The 20,894-nt window shown below is 38.4% G+C and carries 22 protein-coding genes; all 22 read left to right on the forward strand.

Features of this window, described 5'->3' with window-relative positions:
- Nucleotides 1–7 precede the first annotated feature (7 nt).
- On the forward strand, nt 8–907 hold the full coding sequence (locus BM008_RS07410; RefSeq protein WP_023845098.1) for an ABC transporter permease: 900 nt from the start codon (nt 8–10) through the stop codon (nt 905–907).
- 4 nt (nt 908–911) lie between these two features.
- Nucleotides 912–1,775 (forward strand): ABC transporter permease, encoded by an 864-nt coding sequence (locus BM008_RS07415; RefSeq protein ID WP_091935503.1) that lies wholly within the window; start codon nt 912–914, stop codon nt 1,773–1,775.
- A gap of 9 nt (nt 1,776–1,784) precedes the next feature.
- Complete coding sequence (locus tag BM008_RS07420; RefSeq protein WP_091935506.1) at nt 1,785–2,984, forward strand: COG1470 family protein; 1,200 nt, start codon at nt 1,785–1,787, stop codon at nt 2,982–2,984.
- Between the two features lie 2 nt (nt 2,985–2,986).
- Nucleotides 2,987–3,982, forward strand: coding sequence for an ABC transporter ATP-binding protein (locus BM008_RS07425; RefSeq protein ID WP_023845101.1), 996 nt, complete (start codon nt 2,987–2,989; stop codon nt 3,980–3,982).
- Between the two features lie 920 nt (nt 3,983–4,902).
- A complete protein-coding gene (locus BM008_RS07435; RefSeq protein WP_177188006.1) occupies nt 4,903–6,276 on the forward strand; it encodes a M12 family metallo-peptidase in 1,374 nt (457 codons plus the stop codon).
- Nucleotides 6,277–6,375: 99 nt separating this feature from the next.
- Nucleotides 6,376–6,768: a hypothetical protein gene (locus BM008_RS07440; RefSeq protein WP_091935514.1), complete on the forward strand. Its 393-nt coding sequence runs from the start codon at nt 6,376–6,378 to the stop codon at nt 6,766–6,768.
- Nucleotides 6,769–6,837: 69 nt separating this feature from the next.
- Nucleotides 6,838–7,980 carry a YcdB/YcdC domain-containing protein gene (locus BM008_RS07445; protein WP_245747960.1) on the forward strand — a complete coding sequence of 381 codons (1,143 nt, stop codon included), beginning with the start codon at nt 6,838–6,840 and terminating at the stop codon, nt 7,978–7,980.
- Between the two features lie 15 nt (nt 7,981–7,995).
- Nucleotides 7,996–9,162, forward strand: coding sequence for a YcdB/YcdC domain-containing protein (locus BM008_RS07450; protein ID WP_091935517.1), 1,167 nt, complete (start codon nt 7,996–7,998; stop codon nt 9,160–9,162).
- 296 nt (nt 9,163–9,458) lie between these two features.
- On the forward strand, nt 9,459–9,827 hold the full coding sequence (locus tag BM008_RS07455) for a hypothetical protein (RefSeq protein WP_091935520.1): 369 nt from the start codon (nt 9,459–9,461) through the stop codon (nt 9,825–9,827).
- Between the two features lie 4 nt (nt 9,828–9,831).
- Nucleotides 9,832–10,581 carry an ABC transporter permease gene (locus BM008_RS07460; protein WP_091935522.1) on the forward strand — a complete coding sequence of 250 codons (750 nt, stop codon included), beginning with the start codon at nt 9,832–9,834 and terminating at the stop codon, nt 10,579–10,581.
- Nucleotides 10,581–11,513 carry an ABC transporter ATP-binding protein gene (locus BM008_RS07465; RefSeq protein WP_091935524.1) on the forward strand — a complete coding sequence of 311 codons (933 nt, stop codon included), beginning with the start codon at nt 10,581–10,583 and terminating at the stop codon, nt 11,511–11,513. Before BM008_RS07460 ends, BM008_RS07465 begins: the two co-directional genes overlap by 1 nt.
- A 35-nt stretch (nt 11,514–11,548) precedes the next feature.
- The gene (locus tag BM008_RS14890) at nt 11,549–11,710 is read left to right on the forward strand and encodes a hypothetical protein (RefSeq protein WP_177188007.1); all 162 of its coding nucleotides are present in this window, start codon (nt 11,549–11,551) and stop codon (nt 11,708–11,710) included.
- A 376-nt stretch (nt 11,711–12,086) separates the two neighbouring features.
- Nucleotides 12,087–12,713, forward strand: coding sequence for a hypothetical protein (locus BM008_RS07475; protein WP_091935529.1), 627 nt, complete (start codon nt 12,087–12,089; stop codon nt 12,711–12,713).
- Between the two features lie 282 nt (nt 12,714–12,995).
- On the forward strand, nt 12,996–13,736 hold the full coding sequence (locus BM008_RS07480) for a hypothetical protein (protein ID WP_143072308.1): 741 nt from the start codon (nt 12,996–12,998) through the stop codon (nt 13,734–13,736).
- Nucleotides 13,737–13,820: 84 nt separating this feature from the next.
- Complete coding sequence (locus BM008_RS07485; RefSeq protein ID WP_091935535.1) at nt 13,821–14,318, forward strand: hypothetical protein; 498 nt, start codon at nt 13,821–13,823, stop codon at nt 14,316–14,318.
- A gap of 22 nt (nt 14,319–14,340) precedes the next feature.
- Nucleotides 14,341–14,967: a hypothetical protein gene (locus tag BM008_RS07490; protein WP_091935538.1), complete on the forward strand. Its 627-nt coding sequence runs from the start codon at nt 14,341–14,343 to the stop codon at nt 14,965–14,967.
- The gene (locus BM008_RS07495) at nt 14,951–15,571 is read left to right on the forward strand and encodes a hypothetical protein (protein ID WP_091935540.1); all 621 of its coding nucleotides are present in this window, start codon (nt 14,951–14,953) and stop codon (nt 15,569–15,571) included. Before BM008_RS07490 ends, BM008_RS07495 begins: the two co-directional genes overlap by 17 nt.
- Complete coding sequence (locus BM008_RS07500; protein WP_091935543.1) at nt 15,568–16,185, forward strand: hypothetical protein; 618 nt, start codon at nt 15,568–15,570, stop codon at nt 16,183–16,185. The genes BM008_RS07495 and BM008_RS07500 overlap by 4 nt, the downstream gene beginning before the upstream one ends.
- Nucleotides 16,186–16,210: 25 nt before the next feature.
- Nucleotides 16,211–17,131 (forward strand): methylenetetrahydrofolate reductase, encoded by a 921-nt coding sequence (locus BM008_RS07505; protein WP_394328919.1) that lies wholly within the window; start codon nt 16,211–16,213, stop codon nt 17,129–17,131.
- Complete coding sequence (gene thiC, locus BM008_RS07510) at nt 17,128–18,375, forward strand: phosphomethylpyrimidine synthase ThiC (protein ID WP_091935546.1); 1,248 nt, start codon at nt 17,128–17,130, stop codon at nt 18,373–18,375. The genes BM008_RS07505 and thiC overlap by 4 nt, the downstream gene beginning before the upstream one ends.
- Nucleotides 18,375–19,151, forward strand: coding sequence for a coenzyme F420-0:L-glutamate ligase (cofE, locus tag BM008_RS07515; protein WP_091935691.1), 777 nt, complete (start codon nt 18,375–18,377; stop codon nt 19,149–19,151). Before thiC ends, cofE begins: the two co-directional genes overlap by 1 nt.
- A gap of 189 nt (nt 19,152–19,340) precedes the next feature.
- Nucleotides 19,341–20,876 (forward strand): alkaline phosphatase, encoded by a 1,536-nt coding sequence (locus BM008_RS07520; protein WP_091935548.1) that lies wholly within the window; start codon nt 19,341–19,343, stop codon nt 20,874–20,876.
- Nucleotides 20,877–20,894: the final 18 nt, after the last annotated feature.

The following is a 20,894-nucleotide window of genomic DNA, read 5'->3' on the forward strand; positions in this document are numbered from 1 at the left end:
GATCAGAATGAATACAATGCAAAGTGTGTTTGTGATTTCAGAAAAAGAATTTGCAGATAATATATGGAGTCCTAAATTATTGGCATTGATAGTTATAATTACATCCTCAATATTCTCCAGAACTTACCTTTCAGGAATAACACAAAATTCTGATTTATTGGGAGGGTTTCTTGATGTTGCAAAAATAATATCTCTTTTTCTTCCACTCGTAGGAGTTGTTCTTGGGTTTGATGCAATAAGCAAGGAGAAGGATAGTGGAGCTCTTAATGTACTTTTAACACATCCTGTGTACAGGGATACAATTGTAGCAGGAAAAACACTAGGTGCAATGGGTACATTGGCGCTTATTGTTTTTATATCAACTATCACTGTAATTGGAGCAAGATTGATTTCTTCAGGATTAGAATTAAATTCATTAGCCATTAGTAGACTGCTTATTTTTTCAATTCTTACATACTTTTATTTATCCATATTCATTTCCTTTGCGATGTTCAGTTCAATAATAACAAATAATTCTACAAATGCACTAATTTACAATATAGCAACATGGCTAATACTGTGTATTGCTTTTGGAATGATTGCGGCAACAGCTGCTTCTTTTGTAACAGATGAAAAACCTCTGGACTTGAGTGACAATAATAATTTTTTGATTATGAATGCAAATTTGCAACAATTATCTCCTTCTCACCATTATTTAATGGCTGTATCCGGTAACCCCAGTCCTGGGTGGTCAGGAGTTTCAAGTGGTAGACCAGAGGTAGATGGTATATTTGATACAAAACACACCCTTCATCAGTGGTGGAACGAACTTGGAGTGAATGTTATAATATTGATAATTAGCCCTGTTTTTTTGACAATAATAACATATATAGTATTTTTGCGTAAGGATTTGAGTAATGTGGGGTAATTAAATGAACAACAAAAACATATTCGTGATTGCTAAAAAGGAAGCTAATGACTACCTTCATGACAGTGGTTTCTTAATAATACTTTCAATATGTACAGTGATAATATTCGCTTCTACATACATCCCAGCCTCCATGACAACCGCAACAACAGTTTTGAGCAGTATAAATGTTAAAATGATATCACAGTTTATTCCATTAATTGGTATAGCTCTTGGTTTTAATACAGTAGTAAAGGAAAGAATATCAGGATCATTGAACGTCTTGCTGACCCATCCAGTGTATAGGGACAACATCATTACAGGAAAAATAGTTGGAACAATCCTGGTGTTAGCTTTCATAATCGTATTTTCAGTTTTAGTATCTACTGGTGCAGTAATCATTTTTTATGGGAGGGCAGTTGAATATATGGAATTGGAACGCATATTTATATTAACTATATTTACATTTCTTTATGCTTGTATATATTTATTTATATCTGTTTTTATTTCAATCAATGTTAAAACATCTTCAGAAGCTTTAATATACAACATAATAATCTGGCTTGCAACTTGCGTATTATTTGGTTCACTGCTTAAAACTACTGTTTTTATACTGACTGAGCAGACATCGGTTGATAGTGTACTGATAATGCAACTTTTGAATCTGTCACCAATACACCATTATGCCCAAGCAATTGGTGGCTCTGCAGACTATGGTTTTGGAGGAGTTAATGCAAAAGCTGCCATTTATGGATTTTTTGATACCCGGTATACACTCACTCAAATATTCAACGAATTCTGGGTAAATATTGTAATACTAATAATAACTCCAATAATCCTTCTTGTTGCAACTTTCATTACATTTCTGCGGAAAGATATTACACTTTAAAATGATAACATGATTTCTATAAAACATATGATTATTGGGGTTACTTTTTGTCTTATATTAGCATCTTCATATGCAAGTGCAGACTGGTCATCAGTATGCGTAAAAAACCAAATCACTGGGAAAGTGGTCTACCCCGGAGATATTGTTGAGTTTCCTATAACCATAGAGAAAGGGTACAATGGCACTGATGATTCGTGGTGCACCATGCTAGTAAAAAGTAAGCCTGAGGGGTGGACTGCTGGATTTTATGAAGATAATGACCAGATAACTAACATCTTCTTTCCTGAGGATGAAAGTGACCCTGTAGATGTTGTTTTGAAGGTGAAAACACCTCAAAACGTATCAGATGGAATTTATTCCATATGGGTAGATATCAAACCAGATGATGGCGATATCATTTCTAGAGAATTTGCGATTACTGTAGATACCAAAGCTGAACCTAACATTGAGATATACTCAAGTACTCCTGGAATAGAAACACGATCAAATGATCCGGTAAAATATCTCCTTACCTTGGAAAACAAGTATGATCATAGGATAACAGTTAATCTGGATACTATTGGTAAATCGGAAAATTTGAGCGTTGAATTCCTGCAGGAGATCGATGATGAAGAATTCAGACTTAAAACGCTGTCATTAGCTGCAAACTCTCAGTATGATATTCTTATGGGAGTGAAGCCATCTATAAATCTAACAGATGGAACATATTCATTCAAGGTCCAAGCGGTACCGGAAAATGGAGGAAATGGCGTTTCACTGAATTTGAATCTGATAATCAATAACAATTTAGAAACTGAGGAAATGCTGACCATATCACAAAGTACATCCAGTCTAGTTCTCAATCCTGGTTCTTCGAAGGAGATCTATGTTACTTTAAGGAATAATGGTGATGAGACACTTACAAATATTGATCTAAAAGTACAGGATGTTACAGGAATTACCGCTGAAGTAAGAAGCTTTGGTACAATTGATGAACTTGAACCAGGAGAGTCGTGGGATACTTCAATAGAGATTACCGCGCGTGCGGACGCAAGTCCTGGTACTAAAGACCTTCTAATGAGGGCTGTTAGCGATGACGCTCAAAGCCAAGACGGAAGAGTAGAGATAATAGTGGAAAAGTCAGACAGTGGAGGATTTATTGGGATAGGGATGGTCGTGGTTTCTATACTTTTGTTAATAGTAATTGTACGTAAGTTTGGAAGGCGATAAACATGGAAATAATTAGTAGAGAACAGGAACAAAGCCAAATTATGGAAAGAACCAAGGAATTAGCTATAGAAACCATCAATCTAAGTAAATCATTCGGAAAAGAGAAGAAAATACACGCCGTAGATAATCTGAATCTGAAAGTAAAAAAAGGTGAAGTTTTTGGTTTTGTCGGACCAAACGGGGCAGGTAAGACAACAACTATGAAAATGCTTATAGGCTTACTGGAACCTACATCTGGAAGTGGAAAAGTGGCAAAATACGACATATTGCATGAAATAATCAACATCAGAGAAGAAACAGGAGTCTTACCTGAACCTGCTGGATTTTATGATTACCTAACTGCAAGACAAAATTTACGCTTTTATGCAAAGCTATATGATATAGATTCTAATGAAAGAGAGAAAAGAATCGAGAACTTACTTGAAACAGTTGGCCTGTCGCGTGCAATCGACCAAAAGATAGGAGGTTTTTCCACGGGAATGCGAAAGCGTTTTGGGCTTGCTCAAGCCCTAATCAATGAGCCAACAGTACTTTTCCTTGATGAACCTACAAGTGGGATCGATCCTCTTGGTGCTCAAATGATGAGGAATCTAATAAAAAATCTAAATAAAAGTAAAAGTGTGACAGTATTTTTGAGTTCACACTCAATGGAAGAAGTTGAAGAAATCTGTGACAGAATTGCAATTATTGCTAAAGGTAAATTGCTGGCAGTTGGCTCAGTTGAAGATTTGAGAAGTGTGGTAAGGGAAAAGGAAGGAGTACATTATCTACTTGAAGTTCAGGATATCATACCTTCAGAAGCTGTAGAAATTGTAAAGGATGTAGACGGTGTAGAAGAGGTTGAGATACAATATCCTACACTGAAAGTGCATTCTAATTTTAAAAATGGAGCTGAAATTGCAAAAGCATTAGCGAAGACAGGAGGCACTATATCTTTATTAGAAGAACAGGAATTAACTCTGCAAAAATTGTTCCTCAAGATTATTGAAGAAGCATGATCTAATGAGGGAAGATATATTGATAGTTGTTCCTAAAGAGTTTGTGTTAAAAGATTTGCTAAAATTTCGGCTTTGTAGAATTTCTGTTAATCTGAGTGACACAAACATTGCTCTTTTTCTTTCCACAAAAACAGTCTGTGAACTAAATCAGATAAATGATAAATAATCCGATTCTGTTCTTTTCATCTTTATTGCGTGATGCTTTTCCCATTAACAGCGTATGAATTTATCGATTGAAATCATGATAAAACAGATAGTACAACTCACCCATATGAATTCGAGTTTAAGAGGAGATCTCAAACAGTAAGTATTCCATCTGAACTTTTATTATGCACTTTTCTGGAAGGAATATCTCTTTCCAGCTTAAAGAGTCGCATGAGTTTCAGAACTTACAATAAAGCAAAGGTATATAATCAAAAAATAATACATACTATTTTCAAAGAGTTTCTTAACCTGAATAACAATCTATGGAATTCTTTCCATCACATAATTTACAAATACATTATAATAAACTTCTTTTTGAAAGAGGTAAATATGCGATATATAGATTATGGTCAATCATTCCAACTAATTTTTAAATACTACGTCACGAAACACACTCTGTTATTTTACACAGAGATTCAAAGTGAGAAACGTAATCTATGGGCCTAATTATGAAATAAACAAATTAGGTATGTATTAAATATCTACTCATAAATTATATTTTCTACATACTCCGTTTTAACGATGGCCACAATTGTTAAATAAAATAGCAAGTAATTTTGCAATGTCACATAGTAATAATGTGGAGTGGGGTCCAAACTAAACTTGCAGAGTCGGCTTGTACCCCGGAACGCCCTAAGGCAAGGTTCTGGTTGACTTTGGTAATGCTCAAAGTTTGCGTGATCTTGCCTTTTGGGACTAAACAAAAGGTGAAATCAATGAGAAATAAACAAACTATAGCTATTTGCTTTGTAATAGCAATCATTTGTTCGATGGCTGCAAGTGCTGAAGCAGTAGAAGCGTCAAATGATAATTTACAGGCATCTGTAGAATCTGATACACTGAATGAACACTTCGAAAAAATTAGTGTTGATAAAAGTGATAGACTTAATTTACGCAGCTTTGATTCAATAAAGAAATATGATTTTATAACCGTTGACCCTATAGCTTTTCAAAAGGATGCGAATTCAGGTGAAATTACGATAGAGATAGCAGGGAAAGATTTCAAATTAGAGTTAGAACCTGCTATATATATTAATGAAGGAGATACACTCGCCATTCATAATGAAACCGGCCTATATGAAATTGAAATGCCAGAAATATATACCTACAATGGAAAAGTTGTCGGCTATCCTGAAAGCAAGACTCGTTTTACCGTGTCGGACACAGGACTTGTTGGTAGGGTGGAAATCGGTGACATAAAATACATAATTGAACGAGCAGGGTATATCGAAAGAGATGGAAAAAAAACAGCAGTTAATGTTGTGTACAGTAATGTAGATGTATCCCCTAGTGGAACTCTTCCTAGTTCAGATGACCTAGTTTATGATAGTACTGAAACAAGTGATACTTTTACAAGTGGTGAATTATCCACGCAAGCTATTGCAAGTAGCATGATATCTACACAAAGTACTAAATCAGCTACTACTGTAGATTTATTAGCAATATATGATGGAGAGTTTAGAGATATCTTTGGAAACTATGATGACTGTTGCAATGAAATATATGACATGATGGAGACTGTGAATGAAGTATATTCTTCATCTGATATTGGTGTTAACTTGGATATTACACACGTGGTTCGCGATACAGGGTTGGATGAGACAAATGGGACTGCCCTATTAAACGAATTCAGGGACAGGGATGATTTTGTAAAAGAATATTACAACTGTGACATAGCTTTCTTATACACTGGAAAAGAAATTGACGATAATGTAATAGGAAAAGCGTATAAATATGATACTACACCTAATAAAGCATATGCATTAGCACAGATGACACCTGGTAACTCAACATATACTGCAGATTTAGATGATAGATCTATGGTAGTAGCACATGAAATCGGTCATGTATTCAACGCACATCATGAAGACTATAATGAAACTCCTATTTATGCGAAGGCCACCCAATGGACCTACTTGCAGGTATGGGATAGATATTCTATTATGTACAGTCAATTCCAAGGAATTGGTTATTTAGGAGGGATGCAATTCGAATTTTCCACCAATACATCTACTGGCAATGGTGATGCAGACCACGATAATGCAAGATCAATACGTGAGGTAAAAAACATAGTAGCAGCATTTGAGTAGGAGCATTAGCGAATTGAGATAAGAATAGATGATAGATGTGGCTCGATAACAGAGGAAGTAACTTTACTTCCTCTTTAATTTCAGCTATGGGGATCAAACATGATATCAAGTAATAAAAAACTTATAATCGGATTAATTTTGCTGATTATGGCGGGAACAATCGTTTATGCTATTTACTCCGACCATGAATACGTAATAGAAAATCATGTCAGTTTTTCTTTGCATAACGACGACGAAATCAAACATGAGGTCTTAGTCGAAATCTTTGATTCAACCAACACGTCCGTATTCAAAGAAACATATATAGTGGCTCCTGGTGATGAAATATATCCTGCTCGACTCAAAAAGGAAGAGGGTGCATATAGAATAGAAGTAACTTTGGATAATAATACTAATAATACATATATTGGAGACCTTTATTCAGAGTATCATGATTACATACACATTACAGGCGTTTCTGATCAGCCTTTTATGGTTGAAACTGCAGAATAAGAATAATAATAGATCAGAGACGATATTTTATTATTTGCTTATTCAAGAGACTGAAAAGTGATATTCAATATGAATCATGTTAATCATAAACACATTCTCATAGCAGTTTTAATACTAGTTGCACTGACAATTATAGGATCAATAGCTTCAGAACATGAATGGATAGTTTCAACAAAAGAAGAACAATCAAGCTATTCAAATTATCTTAATCCTGACACAACAAAAGTAAATGTAACTTTTGAAAAAGCAAAAGAGATACTAATATCTTCAAATTCAGAAATAAATAGTGACTCCATAAATGGAGAGCTTATTAATGACAGTCAGTATGGGATAATATGGCAACTTACATCAAAAACCAGTGATAATGGAAGTGTTCTAGGAGTTATTGACTCTGGTGATGGAACTCTGCTATGGATAGAGATTACAAAAGGAGAAATAAGTGAGAAAAATAACTTTGATCCTAATACAGCAGAGGTAAATGTAACTTTGGAAGAAGCAAAAAAAATATTAAAAAATGAAAATGAGAACATCGTTGACGACTCAATAACCGGTAGTTTGAATGGATTAGAATGGGAACTTAATGGAATAACAACCAATGGAAAAGCTGTTGTCATTTCAATTGATGCTATAAGTGGGGACATCATAAAATTATACGATAGTTCTAAAGATGGTAAAGGCAGTCTTGACTTAAATGATGATGATGCTTTAGAAATAGCAAATGAGTATGTAGCAACAAGAAATTCAGTAGATAGTATAAATGAATTGGAACTTGAAGAGATTAAAAAATCAGACTCGAATACTTTTTACGTAAGCTATGTGCGAATAATAAAAGGAATCCCCTCTCTTTCAGACGGAATCCTTCTGAGAGTGAATTCAGGAACAGGTGAAGTTAGAACTTACCGTAAAACCTGGTCAATGGATGAAAATGAAGTGGTAGTTGTTTCCACGGAGCCTGATATCTCATCAGATGAAGCTTCTGAAATACTCAAAGAATACATGGCAAATGAACCTTTCATCGGGAAAGATAAAGCAGATACCGTTAAAATTAATTCTTCTTCTCTTGTCTGGAAATTTGACGATAACCAAACAATACACCTTGCATGGTGGATACGGTTTAAAGATTCAACATTTGCAAACGAAGATTCTCCTGCAGCAACATGGATAGATGCACATTCTGGAGAGATTATATTATTTGTTTATGAAAGGGATTGAAGAAGGATATTCAATATGAAGCATACATATCGTAAACACATTCTTATAGCAGCCTTACTACTAATTGCACTGATAATTATAGGATTAATAGCTTCCGAACATGAATGGATAGTTACAACAAAAGAAGAACGATCAAGCCATTCAAATTATCCTGATACAACAAAAGTAAATATAACTTTTGAAGAAGCAAAAGAGATACTGATATCTGCAGATCCAGAAGTAGATAATGACTCCATAAATGGAGAACTAATTAACGATAGCGAATTTGGAATAATATGGCAATTGACATCTAGAACTATCTATAATGGAAGTATTGTAGCATCGATTGACCCTTATGATGGAATTCTGCTATGTACAGTTACTACAAGAGGGGACAGAGTAAATCCCAAATATCTTGATCCTAACACTACGGAAGTAAATGTAAGTTTGGAAGAGGCTAAAAATATATTGATAGCTGAAAACCCAGCCCTGAAAGCTGATTCTATCAATGCACAGCTTATTAATGATGACGATTTTGAAATAATATGGCAACTGACATCAAAAGCCATCAATGATAGGAGCGTACTTGCTGGGATAGATGCTTATGATGGAAATTTGGTCTTCGTCTATGATGGTTCAAAAGAGACATTTTCTGATGGTGAAGTGAGTGAAGATGAAGCTGTTGAAATTGCTGAAAAATATATGGAAACTAAGCTCACAGATGAACAGTTAGATAAAATTATGCTGGAATATGTTAATTATCGGGAAAATGCAGATGACCTTCCGGGATTCTACCACATAAAATATATCAGGATAATTAACGGTGTTCCTCTCATATCAGATGGTGCGACAATAAGCGTAAATTCAGAAACTGGCGAGGTTTCAAGTTATAGGGAACACTGGGAAGTATTAAACGAAAATAAGTACACAGTAGACAATGAATCAATTCTAACTGAGGAAGAAGCCATTGATTACTTAAAAGAGTTCATAGGAGAACAAGTATATGATGGGAAGGTTTCAAGCACTACAGAAGTAATTGAATCTAAACTTAGCTGGAAATCTAATGAAAATGATGAAATCCTTCTGGTATGGTGGATGCAGTTTACAGATCCAAACCTTGGGCTTGATGAAAGTCTTCCGGGACTTGTTGGTATTGATGCAAATACAGGAGAAGTGCTCGTAGCATCTTATGAAATCGGCTGATATTGACTATCAGCCTTCTATTTTCTTTTTCGCTTATTTTTGCATCAAAAATTGAACTATAGTTTTTTTAGTTTGAACTCTGGCCATAATAGTTAAATAAAAAACTAAACGACTACTTCATCATAATATGTATATTTAATTCATATAAAAGTCGGAAGTTATGCTAACTCAAGAGTACATAAGACAAAGTTATAGTTAGCAGTGCTTACAAAGCAAAAGGTGAGATCAATGAAAAGCACTACATAAACTTTGAAATTAAGATTGCGTAACAGCAAAATCAATGACAACAAAAAAGCATGAAAAATAACCATATATTTCTAATAGTGATATTCGCAGGACTTGCATTTTTTGAAATTGCCAGCATCTTGAATAAAAGTGTAATGATGGCAGGTATATTACTTGCTATCATAACAGGAATGGTGCTGGGAATAAAAATAGATAAAGACCCGCAAAAATACACTTTTTTAGCAGTGTTTACATATAGCATAATTGCATGGGTCTTGATGTTATTATTCACTAAAGACGGAAAATTTTTATTAGAAGCAGGTATTGCAGCCACATCACTTTTAACTGGGTTTGCAATTATGAATTTTTTATTCAATGCCATAGTTGGATCATTTGCAGCATTTGTCACATGCAACATCAGTGACAATAGAACGGACTGATAACATGAATATATCAAAAATAAGAATTGTTGCCCTGGACGAGATATTAAGAGGGGTAAAAAGTAAGCATGTATGGTTTTTCAGCAGTGCATTGGCATTCATTTGTATTCTGGCAATGCACTACAGCACATCTTTAGCATTCTTGTTTTCAGATTCGGGTAAAATTCCTTTCACCTATATTTCTTTCATGATAATACTGATCATCGGCCCTTTTTTCATACTTGTAACAGCATTTGACAGCATCAGTAACGAGGTTGAGAAAGGAACTGTCAGATATATTATCTCAAAAATTGACAGAGCATCTTTTATGCTTGGAAAATTCTGTTCTTTGTTCCTGATATTCGCAGTCCTTACTTTTATTGTTGCTATCATGGGACAGGTATATACTTACAGCTCAGGAAATGCCTTTGATCTGGAAAGAATGATCCTTTTCTGGTTATTCTCAAGTCTGTATCTTGGATGTTTTATCAGTATCTTCATCTTTGTCTCGACCCTGTCGAAAAATAACAAGATAGCATTCACAATGTCTGCAATACTGCTGGGAATTACCATATACTTCTTTATGCAGGGTGGCAACGAGTATTTGAGGTATTTAACTCCTCCATATTATGCTTTTGCAGTCTCAGGAACTATGAAAAATACCACCGGAGAAATTGACTATTTTAACATGATCAGGAACCTGGTCTCAATGTTGCTCTTTATAGTTGCAACCTTATCCATCGATATACTAACATTCAAAAGGAGGGACCTATAATGGCGGCTGCTATCTCCATAAAGGGTCTGTACAAGAAATACGGCCCCAGATACGTACTGGATAATCTGTCCTTTGATGTGGAAAAAGGAAGTATCTACGGATTTCTGGGACAGAATGGTGCAGGGAAAACAACTACCATAAAGATACTGTCAGGACTTTCGATCCCAGACGAAGGCCAGATAATTATTGACAATATGGATCTGTCCGCAGAAGCTGATAATATCAAAAATATCCTTGGTCTGGTCCCACAGGACTCTGAATTCTATGATGAACGGACTGCCCTCAGCCAGATGAATTATTTTGCCAGTCTCAAAGGTCTTAGCAAAAGCGAAGCACAGGAAGTATCAAATCTTTTACTGGAACGAGTAGGTCTTCAAAGTGAGATGACAAAGAAGGTCGGTTCATTTTCCCATGGTATGAAAAAGAGATTAAGCATTGCACAGGCACTATTGAACGACCCGAAAATACTCATTCTCGATGAACCCACGAACGGTCTTGACCCTGTTGGAGTGCGTCAGGTCAAACAGATCATCCAGGAGTGCAACGAGAATGGGATCACAATACTGGTCTCATCCCATAACCTTCTTGAAGTGCAGGAGATCTGCACCCATATAGGGATCCTGAAGAATGGAAAGCTTATCACCGAGGGTACGATCGAGGAGATCCGACGGCTTGAATCAAATGGAGTAATCACAGTTGGGATCTACAATATATCCCCTGAAATAGTAGATCTGGTAGAGAACATGGATTATGTCGTGAAGACAAAAATAAAAGAGAATAATATTCTGGAGATCTATGTTAATTCTGAGGTCGATGTTAAACCGGAACTTAACAAATTGATAGTAGAAAATGGCGGACAGGTTTTCAAACTCATTGAGAATTCACTTTCACTGGAAGATGCATACCTCAATGCAACCGGAATGAAAGAATAGATCTGCTCTTCAAAATCTGAAAGATGGAGAAAATCATGAAGAATGAACAGTTATTATTTTTAATAACAGCTCTAATCGTATGTACATTTCTGGGATACCTGCATCATGATCTGATGAATGGCATACGCACTGGAATTCTCGTAGGGATCGGGATTGTCATCGGAATGAAAGTAATAGGAAAAAGGCAGGCAAAATAATGGATATAGGACCAGTATTGTTTAGCACCTTCACGTTAACATTTCTGGCACTCTATCCATTTTATCTCAGGAAATACAAACCACATAGATACAGAGGTTTGTGGATAATGTTAGGTGACTTGAACAAAACACCTGAAAATGCTCTTGTTTTTCCATCCTTGTGGTTGACCGGTAATTTACTTTATCTGTATCTATTCGGTAACTGATATTTGGGATCGTATAGTACCAATTATCTTTTTTGATCTCATTGTTCGATCGGTTCTTACAAAGTATACTGACAATACAGTTGGAATTTCTGACCATAACTCCTTAATAAATTGCTAAGTAATTGCTGTATAAGCTATACAAAAGCAGAGTTTCAAGAGAAGGGATCAGGTTGAGAAACAATAATATTCCAGTCATTATTCTACTAATTCTGATTATCATAGCACCATCAGGATGTGTCCGGACAGATGCACCAGCATCAGCCATAGATGAAAAACAGGTCACTGCAGTCCTTGACGACGGTATCCTGATGGTACCCATAGAAGGGAAGACAGTGAGCATATATAAGCCATTTGATCCGGAGAATGTCACAGAGATCCCGGCAACTGCTTATTTCTCAGGTACGGTCGACAAGAACAATTCAGTCATTCTTGAAGGAATTATCACCATAGGTGGAGAGAATGAAACTGTCAGGTTGTCAGGGAATGCAGGAAAAGTGTTCAGTGGATGGAATGTACCTGATGGTGCAAAACCTATCGAGAAGAAAGTGGGCACTACAACTTTAACACGATACGAAGGTGCAACTAGGAAATATACAACTTATGTAAATGTGCAGGATGAAAATGGTGAATATGTACTACAAGGACAATTCTTAGAAGATAATCATGGAGGATTTATCGGAACCATTGTGAGAGATGGAAAAGAGTGTATAATTGCTCTTCGTGGGAATTCCAGCAGTTTTTGTGAAAATGTCACTCTCATCAACACTACGGAGGCAGAGGAGGAACTGGAAGCTTGAACCGATGCAATGTCTATTCGGTGACGTACAAAGAGTAGGGATGATATTTGCAGACCTTTTTGAAGGAAGAACATAGTTAGATCGGTGGCCATAATGAATAAATAAGGTCTTTCATATTTTTACGATGTCGAGTGGGGACAACGGAGAGTGGGATCCTATGAGGGACCATAGTATTATGATACCCACTCTCCAGCCAACCTAACAGTTGGAACTTTTGGCCATAAATCCTTAATAAGTTGATAAATATTTAGTAATTAACCCCGCATAAATATAGAGAGTCTTGTGGGAACCCAATGTACCAACAGCAAGGTCATGAGCATCCCCCTTTGTGATCAGAGTGAACATGGCCTTGCACCCCTATCCAATTTCCAGACCAAATACATGCAGATGAATATGGAAAGAGCAGATGATACAGAGAGCGGACCCGATATCAAACAAAAGATACATGTTGATGTTTCCTTTGATACTGCCATGCTGAAAGTAATGGTAGCCATGATAGTGGCAACCCTGATACTGTATGCCCTGTGCTTCCGCTCACCTGAATGCAAGATACTTATCTATCTGACCTGGTATGCAGGTTTTATTATCCTCCTGCTGAAAGAGCGTACCATAGTAGAGGTCACACCTTACATGATAATCATTCACAGACCCCTTTTCCATCCTCTCATAATAGATAAGCAGAGCATAAATGATATGCAGATCAGAAAGAACACGAACTATCCTTTCAGATGGCTACTGTACTCACTTTCATTGATATTGACCGGGTACCTAGCTTACAATTCCTTCCATGATATTCTGCAAGGAATACAGGGAAGAACTCTCACAGGAGAGATACTTGTTATCCTGTCAGGATCCATATTCGTTTTTCTGATAATAGTCGTCTTCATTGGTATGTGGAAAAAACTTCCACACTCTACTGTGCTGAGGATAGATACTGACAAACAGTACTTCTTTTTCTACCCGAAAGAAACGGAAGAATTCAGAAAGAGAGTCGAGGCACAGGATATGGTTCAACATGGATAATATGCACCAAAATGAGAGCTTCAAAGCAAAAATGAGTGTGGATATCATCGGTGATCTCAGACAATCATCCTTCCGTTTATCTCGATGTTCGCTCTGATGGTTCTTGGTGTTGATACACTGATATTTGACATAGCTTACATATCCGTCTGGTATCTATGCCTGCTTGCGATCGTTCTACAGGATATTACCAACGTTGAAGTGGACAAGAGAACGATAATAGTTCATAGATATCTTTTCAAACCTATGGTCATAGAGAAAGAAGATATTAACACAATAAAAGGCAGGGACAATATCCCACGAAAGTACTATATTTTCATCAATGCCTTCATGCTGGCTGGCTTGGCTCTTAATTTTTATTTTGCATACAATGGTATCCAGAGAGATCTGCTGAGAAACATATCAATGGAAGAAACGATATTTTCAGTTCTTTCACATTCCATTATAGTCTTTTTTTGGTCCATTTTCTTCTTCAATGCAGAAAAGAGATTCAGGTATCCTGGATTTCTTGAGATAAGAACCAGCAAAGATAAATTCAGGTTCTATACTCACAAACCAGCCGAATTAAGAGATCTGCTTATGTGAAGATCACAGGAGTCTGCATAATATGGATACAGAACTGAGCAATGGCAAATTAATTCGGGTGGATATACCTAAAGACTGGAGTATGACTATTATTTTTCTATTTCCCTACATTGCACTGTTCATACTGGTTCCTTTAAGTTCTCGCTGCTTTGCCTGTGAGTTATTGAAGTATGCAGTCTTTTATCTGAGCTACATAGCGTTGATACTTCAGGATCGAACTAACATAGGGCTGACACAAAACGAAATGATAATTAACAGGGCTTTTTTTGGTCCCCGGGTAATAAGTAAAAAAGACATAATTCATACTGAAGTAAAAAAGAATTTTTTTCACACCATTAGATATCCAGCATACATTCTCATGATCATTTTACTGATCTACAGCATAAATAATGCATATAGTGGAATTCATAGAGCCATACTAAATGATCACACAACGGAAGCAATGGTCACTTTATTCCTGTCCAGAACATTGATAATTGTTTTGCTTGGCACTATTTTTTACATTATGGATAAAAGATCCAGAACTCCAGATGTATTAGAGATCAGTACAAACGACAGAAAGTATAACATCTACACACCGGACCCTGAAGAGTTCAGAACAATGGTGAACAAAGATACACAGGTAAATAGCAATGGATCAGAAAGATGATATTTTCAGGATGAAAGTGCCCTTGCATATGGTCGACTTTCAATTAATGATCGTAATGGTAGCTATGATAGTTGTTTTTCTCATCGTATCCACTATCGACCATTTGTACAGGAATACCTGGACCTATTCCAGTGTATTCCTGATCAATGCTATGATATTGACAATCATATATTTGCAGACACGGTATGAGATCTCGATCACTAACAACATAATATCTTTAAAAAAACCGTTCTTCGGAAAAACAAGGATACATGCTGATAAAATAATTGATGTCATCAGTTCCGACAATAGCATATACAGACACAAAAAGCTGAATTTTGGAATTATTGTATTCTCGATACTGATACTGATGATAATACCATTGGAAAATAGCTACAGGTTAATAATAACATATGGATTTGAAGGTGCCACTAACATATTCACAAGTCTGTTCCCGGTATCATTGGCTATGGTCATATTATACAGAAATCATACCTTGTCCCGTTATCCAAAGACCATCAAGATCGATATGGACCCAGGAGATATCACACTCTACCCGGAAGATCATGAGAAATACATACTCTTAAAGGAACGGCTTGAAGAGATCCACGGTGAACAAGCATGAAAAATGATGGTCAGGAGATCATTCGAGTGGATATACCCAAAGACCAAAGCCTGCTGATGATTCTGATAATTCCAATGATAATTGTGTACTTCTTCCTAATTGCAGGTATTTTCAGCCCAACCTTTGAAATACTGGCTTATCTCCTATGGTACCTGTCTATTGTAATATTAATTCTGCAAGACCGCACCACTCTAAATGTCACAAACGGTAAGATAATTATCCGCCGACGATTTTTTGATCATGTGAGCCTGGATATAAAAGAGATAAGGAATGTCAGAACCAGGAATATCAATCCCATGCTCCGTGTTGTGGTATACCTGTGCATAATAGGAGTGATAGGATACTATGGTAATGATGTGCTCCGATCAATTCAAACGTATCAAACTCTTCATGCTCCACTGGAAGCAACGGCCGGCCTAGTTATCTCAAAAATAACATTAGCTGTTTATTTCTATGCAGCGATCCTATCCAGAGCCGAAAGAAGGATGAAACATTCCACCTGTGTCGAAGCTAGAACAGAAAATGGAAAATTCGTGTTCTATCCTGACAGACCTGAAGAATTTGAAAAAAGCCTTACCTATCAGGTAAATACAATTAACTTGGGAAGCTCCTGAAAGAGAGGATCGATCGCCTCTTACGATGATCTTAAAAACCAGACCTACATATAATTCCCAGATGTCCGGTACCTTCAAAGACAAACTCCTATCTGACAATTTTCTAATTACAGCAGAGATCAGCCCTCCTAAAGGAACAGACCTCAGCGAAGCTATTTCTGATGCAGAGGTCACAAGAGGCTGGGTCGATGCACTCAATGTCACCGACAACCAGAAAGCGGTTATGCGCATGAGTCCCCTTGCAGTTAGCAGGGCGCTCCTTGATGCAGGACATGAGGTTATCATGCAGCTCACATGCAGGGACAGGAACAGGCTTGCACTCCAGTCGGACCTGCTGGGTGCATATGCAATGGGTGTCAGGAACATCTGCATCATGACAGGTGACCACACCACAAAAGGTGACCATCCAAAAACAAAACCGGTCTATGACCTTGACTCTGTGCAGCTTCTTACCATCATAAAAAAGATGAAAGAAGGATATGACCTTGCAGGGAACAAGATCGACGAACCACCTGAATTTGTCGTTGGTGCAGTTACAAACACCGACCCATCAAAAGCAGCACAGATGATGAAGCTGCGGAAAAAAGCAAAGACAGGAATTGATTTTATTCAGACGCAAGCTGTCTATGATATTTCTAAATTTGAAGCATTTATGGAAGCTAACGGTGACATCGACATCCCTATTATTGCAGGTGTTATCCCACTCAAATCCGCAAAAATGGCACGGTATATGAATAAGAATATTCCCGGTATCAATGTACCCGATGACATAATAGATACAATGGAAAGGTCCGATGATCCAATAGAACAGGGCATGTCCATTTGTTCAGAAGCAATATCTGAACTAAAGAAACTCTGCCGTGGGATCCACTTTATGCCTATTGGCAAACACGACAATACTCCCATAATACTCGAAATGGCCGGTATCAGGAAGAACGACCAATGATAAAAACGCAGATAGATCATGCAAAAAGTGGCACCCTCACACCTGAGATGCTTGAAGTTGCAAAAAAAGAAGGAATAGATGAAGAACTCGTCATGGAAAGAGTTGCAAATGGCAGCCTCGTGATAATGACACGTAAAGGATGTCCGCCAATTGCTATCGGCAAGGGTGCGAGTACCAAGATCAACGTTAATCTCGGAACATCCTCTGCGGCAATTGACCCTGATTCCGAGATGGAGAAAGTGAAGATAGCACAGAAATATGGTGCTGCTACCATCACCGACCTTTCCATGGGAGGAGATATCTCAGCCATCAGGAAGATGGTCTTTGAGAACACAGAACTTCCTGTTACAACCGTCCCCATCTACCAGACGATCGTCGAGTGTGGAATGGATAATGTCACCGTGGACGACATACTTGGATACCTCAAAAAGCATGTTGAAGAGGGAGTAAGCTCAGTACTCATCCACTGTGTCGAAAGGAAAATGCTTGAGACATTGAAAGGCTCAGGCAGGGTCATGGGAATGGTATCAAAAGGAGGTTCATTTACCAGCAGTTTCATGCTTCTCAATGACTGTGAGAATCCATTCATAGAACACTTCGATGAGATCATGCAGATACTCCGTGAGAATGACGTTGTCCTTTCTCTTGGAAATACAATGAGAAGCGGTTGTGTACATGACCTGAAGGACGGTGCTCAGTTAATGGAGATCGAGACCAATGCTGCACTTGCAAAGAGAGCTAACGAGATGGGTGTACAGGTCATCATCAACGGAATGGGAGGACACATACAGGCATCTGACATCCCGACTTCCGTGAAACTCTACAAGGATACAGCAGACTTCCCGCTCTTTGTGGCCGGTCCACTTCCAACGGACATAGGTGTTGGTTATGACCATATTGCAGGTGCAATAGGTGCAAGTATGGCAAGCGGAGCAGGTGCTGATTATCTATGTTATATCACACCAGCAGAACACCTCTCATTACCAGATCCACAGCAAGTGAAGGAAGGACTTATCGCATTCAGGATCGCTGCCCATGTCGGCGATTCAATGAAATACGGATTAAGTGAAAGCGACCTTATGCTGGCAACAAGAAGAGCTTCCTTTGACTGGAAAGGACAGGCAGAGGTTGCCATAGACCCTGACAGACCGACGGAGATGTGTCCTGAAGAGGGACCATGTTCCATGTGTGGAGATTATTGTGCTATCAAGATCATGAAAAGTTATCTGACAGGAGAGGAATGATGCAGGAAAAACCACCATCCTTGCAGATGTTCGGTATCAGAACACCACTCATAGAACCCGGCGACAATATTGCCAAGATCATTATCGATTCCCTTGAGGAACAGGGAATGCAATTCCAGGAAGATGATGTACTCATAATTGCAGAATCACCACTTGCAACTGCAGAAGGGCGTCTGGTAGATCTTGAAAAGATAGAACCGTGCGAAAAGGCCATGGAACTTGCAGAAGAATACAAGCTTGATGCAAGGGAAATGGAACTCATCCTTCAGGAATGTGATGAGATATTCGGAGGAGTTCCCGGAGCTGCACTCACGATAACAAAAGGTACACTTGCTCCAAATGCAGGCATCGATGGTTCCAACGCACCAGAAGGACACGTTGTACTTCTGCCGGAGAATGCTCAGGAAAGTGCAGGAAGGATCCGCAGGGAGATCATGGAACATTGCAAGTGTAAGATCGGCGTGATAGTTGGTGACAGCCGTACACAGCCTCTGAGGCTTGGATGTGTCGGTATCGCCCTTGGAACCTCAGGCATAGTACCGGTTGAAGATGCCAGAGGTACACTTGACCTTTTTGGAAAGGAAATGGTGATCACACGTAAAGCAATGGCTGACAACCTTGTGTCTGCAGCCCAGTTGCTCATGGGTGAAGCAGGTGAGAGCGTTCCTGCTGTGCTTGTAAGAGGTGCACCGGTCCAGGTAGTGGATGAGGATATAGACATGCCGTTGTTCAGCAGGGATGAGTGCATGTACTACAGCAATATAAGAAAGGCATAGAGCCTTTTCTGGTTTCTTTTTTTTATATCGAAAGGGTTATAGAAATATATAGAGTGGGCAGATCTATGCCGGATATATAGCCTATTGATAAGTTGTATTGCACATTTGCCTACATAGTTTATTGGTACAAAATACAAATGCTCTGAGCCTAAAACCAGCCAATGACCTTGAAAGAGGTTGGTTGATAATATGGATAAGAGAATGAACTTTTTGTTTGCTTTTATTGTTGTAGGATTGCTGGTATTCGGAAGCGCAGCTTCTGCTGTTGCTGGCAAGAACACGGACAACAAATGGAATGATGATGAGAACAAGAATACAGGTAACGCATATTCTAATAAAGAGATTAAGAACGTTATTGTAATGGTACCTGACGGATGTGATCAGGATATCCAGACCCTTGCACGCTGGTACAGCGGAGAAGAACTCCAGCTTGACAGCATGTATACCGGAATGGTATCCACATATATGGCAAACTCGGTCATTACCGGTTCTGCAGCTGCAGGAACCGCTTTTGCTACCGGTGAAAAGACCACTGTAAGATTTGTTAGCGTAGGACCAAGGACCGACGATCTGCTTACAACACTTGATGCAGAGGATATGGCTGAGCCATATGTTCCACTTGCAACTGTTCTTGAAGGTGCAAAACTCGAAGGAAAAGCTACAGGTCTTGTAGCAACATCTGAAATATCACATGCTACACCTGCTGTTTTTGCTGCTCACGTAGATGACAGAGGAAACTATCACGATATCATTGAACAGATGGTATACAATGATGTAGATGTAGTCTTTGCCGGAGGTAAAACCTTCCTCAGTGAATCATGGCGCGCAGACGGAGAAGACCTTATTGCAGCACTTGATGAAAAGGGATACCAGTTCGTCGAAACAGAAGATGAGATGATGGACCTTGGATCAGGTAAAGTATGGGGAATGTTTGCAGAAACATCAATGTCACCTGAAATGGACCGCGAGGATACAGAAGAACCATCTATCGCAGATATGACCTCAAAAGCTATTGAGATCCTCTCACAGGATCAGGAAGGATTCTTCCTTATGGTTGAAGGTAGTCAGGTTGACTGGGCAGGGCATGCTAACAACGCTACATACATGGTAACCGATTTCCTTGCATTCGATGAAGCTGTAGAAGCTGCTGTTGATTTCGCAGAAGAGGACGGACACACGCTCGTACTTGTATTCCCTGACCACAACACCGGGGGTATGACGATCGGAACCAATGGACAGGGCTACACAGATCTCACAGTAGAAGAACTCCTTGAAACACTTGATGAAAGTGGTGAGATCGGCTGGACCTCAGGCGGCCATACAGGCGGGGACGTACCTCTCTGGTCATACGGCCCGAACAGACCTATAGGTCTTTTCGACAACACTGAAATGGCAACATATGTTGCTGATGCATTTGGCTTTGAGCTTGATGATGTAAGTGATGAGCTCTTTGTAGACGTTGAAGAGGCATTCCCGGGAATGTGGGAAATTGACACCACAGATGCAGCAAACCCTGTGCTTGTGATCACATACGAGGAGAAGGTTGCTGAGCTTCCTGTGAACAAGGATGTAATGACCATTGACGATGGAGAAGAGATCGACCTTGAAGGTGTGGTTGTCTACGCTCCAAAAGCTGATGATGGAAACGGAAAGATATTCATCCCACAGGACGCGGTTGATGCTCTGAAAGAGAAGCAAACTAAAAAGGAGAATATGAAGAAATAAGCTATCGTAAAAGGGATA

It is taken from the genome of Methanolobus profundi (assembly GCF_900114835.1).
In the GTDB taxonomy this organism is placed as follows: Archaea; Halobacteriota; Methanosarcinia; order Methanosarcinales; family Methanosarcinaceae; genus Methanolobus; species Methanolobus profundi.

Excerpts from the sequence above, each read along its gene's own strand:
- BM008_RS07505 (WP_394328919.1), top strand. The coding sequence starts at position 16,211 with ATGATCTTAAAAACCAGACCTACATATAATTCCCAGATGTCCGGTACC.
- BM008_RS07460 (WP_091935522.1), top strand. The coding sequence starts at position 9,832 with ATGAATATATCAAAAATAAGAATTGTTGCCCTGGACGAGATATTAAGA.
- BM008_RS07450 (WP_091935517.1), top strand. The coding sequence starts at position 7,996 with ATGAAGCATACATATCGTAAACACATTCTTATAGCAGCCTTACTACTA.
- BM008_RS07465 (WP_091935524.1), top strand. The coding sequence starts at position 10,581 with ATGGCGGCTGCTATCTCCATAAAGGGTCTGTACAAGAAATACGGCCCC.
- BM008_RS07415 (WP_091935503.1), top strand. The coding sequence starts at position 912 with ATGAACAACAAAAACATATTCGTGATTGCTAAAAAGGAAGCTAATGAC.
- BM008_RS07490 (WP_091935538.1), top strand. The coding sequence starts at position 14,341 with ATGGATACAGAACTGAGCAATGGCAAATTAATTCGGGTGGATATACCT.
- BM008_RS07440 (WP_091935514.1), top strand. The coding sequence starts at position 6,376 with ATGATATCAAGTAATAAAAAACTTATAATCGGATTAATTTTGCTGATT.
- BM008_RS07410 (WP_023845098.1), top strand. The coding sequence starts at position 8 with ATGAATACAATGCAAAGTGTGTTTGTGATTTCAGAAAAAGAATTTGCA.
- BM008_RS07435 (WP_177188006.1), top strand. The coding sequence starts at position 4,903 with ATGAGAAATAAACAAACTATAGCTATTTGCTTTGTAATAGCAATCATT.
- BM008_RS07445 (WP_245747960.1), top strand. The coding sequence starts at position 6,838 with ATGAATCATGTTAATCATAAACACATTCTCATAGCAGTTTTAATACTA.
- thiC (WP_091935546.1), top strand. The coding sequence starts at position 17,128 with ATGATAAAAACGCAGATAGATCATGCAAAAAGTGGCACCCTCACACCT.
- BM008_RS07485 (WP_091935535.1), top strand. The coding sequence starts at position 13,821 with ATGTTCGCTCTGATGGTTCTTGGTGTTGATACACTGATATTTGACATA.
- BM008_RS07455 (WP_091935520.1), top strand. The coding sequence starts at position 9,459 with ATGAAAAATAACCATATATTTCTAATAGTGATATTCGCAGGACTTGCA.
- BM008_RS07495 (WP_091935540.1), top strand. The coding sequence starts at position 14,951 with ATGGATCAGAAAGATGATATTTTCAGGATGAAAGTGCCCTTGCATATG.
- BM008_RS07500 (WP_091935543.1), top strand. The coding sequence starts at position 15,568 with ATGAAAAATGATGGTCAGGAGATCATTCGAGTGGATATACCCAAAGAC.
- BM008_RS07425 (WP_023845101.1), top strand. The coding sequence starts at position 2,987 with ATGGAAATAATTAGTAGAGAACAGGAACAAAGCCAAATTATGGAAAGA.
- BM008_RS07420 (WP_091935506.1), top strand. The coding sequence starts at position 1,785 with ATGATTTCTATAAAACATATGATTATTGGGGTTACTTTTTGTCTTATA.
- BM008_RS07520 (WP_091935548.1), top strand. The coding sequence starts at position 19,341 with ATGGATAAGAGAATGAACTTTTTGTTTGCTTTTATTGTTGTAGGATTG.
- BM008_RS14890 (WP_177188007.1), top strand. The coding sequence starts at position 11,549 with ATGAAGAATGAACAGTTATTATTTTTAATAACAGCTCTAATCGTATGT.
- cofE (WP_091935691.1), top strand. The coding sequence starts at position 18,375 with ATGCAGGAAAAACCACCATCCTTGCAGATGTTCGGTATCAGAACACCA.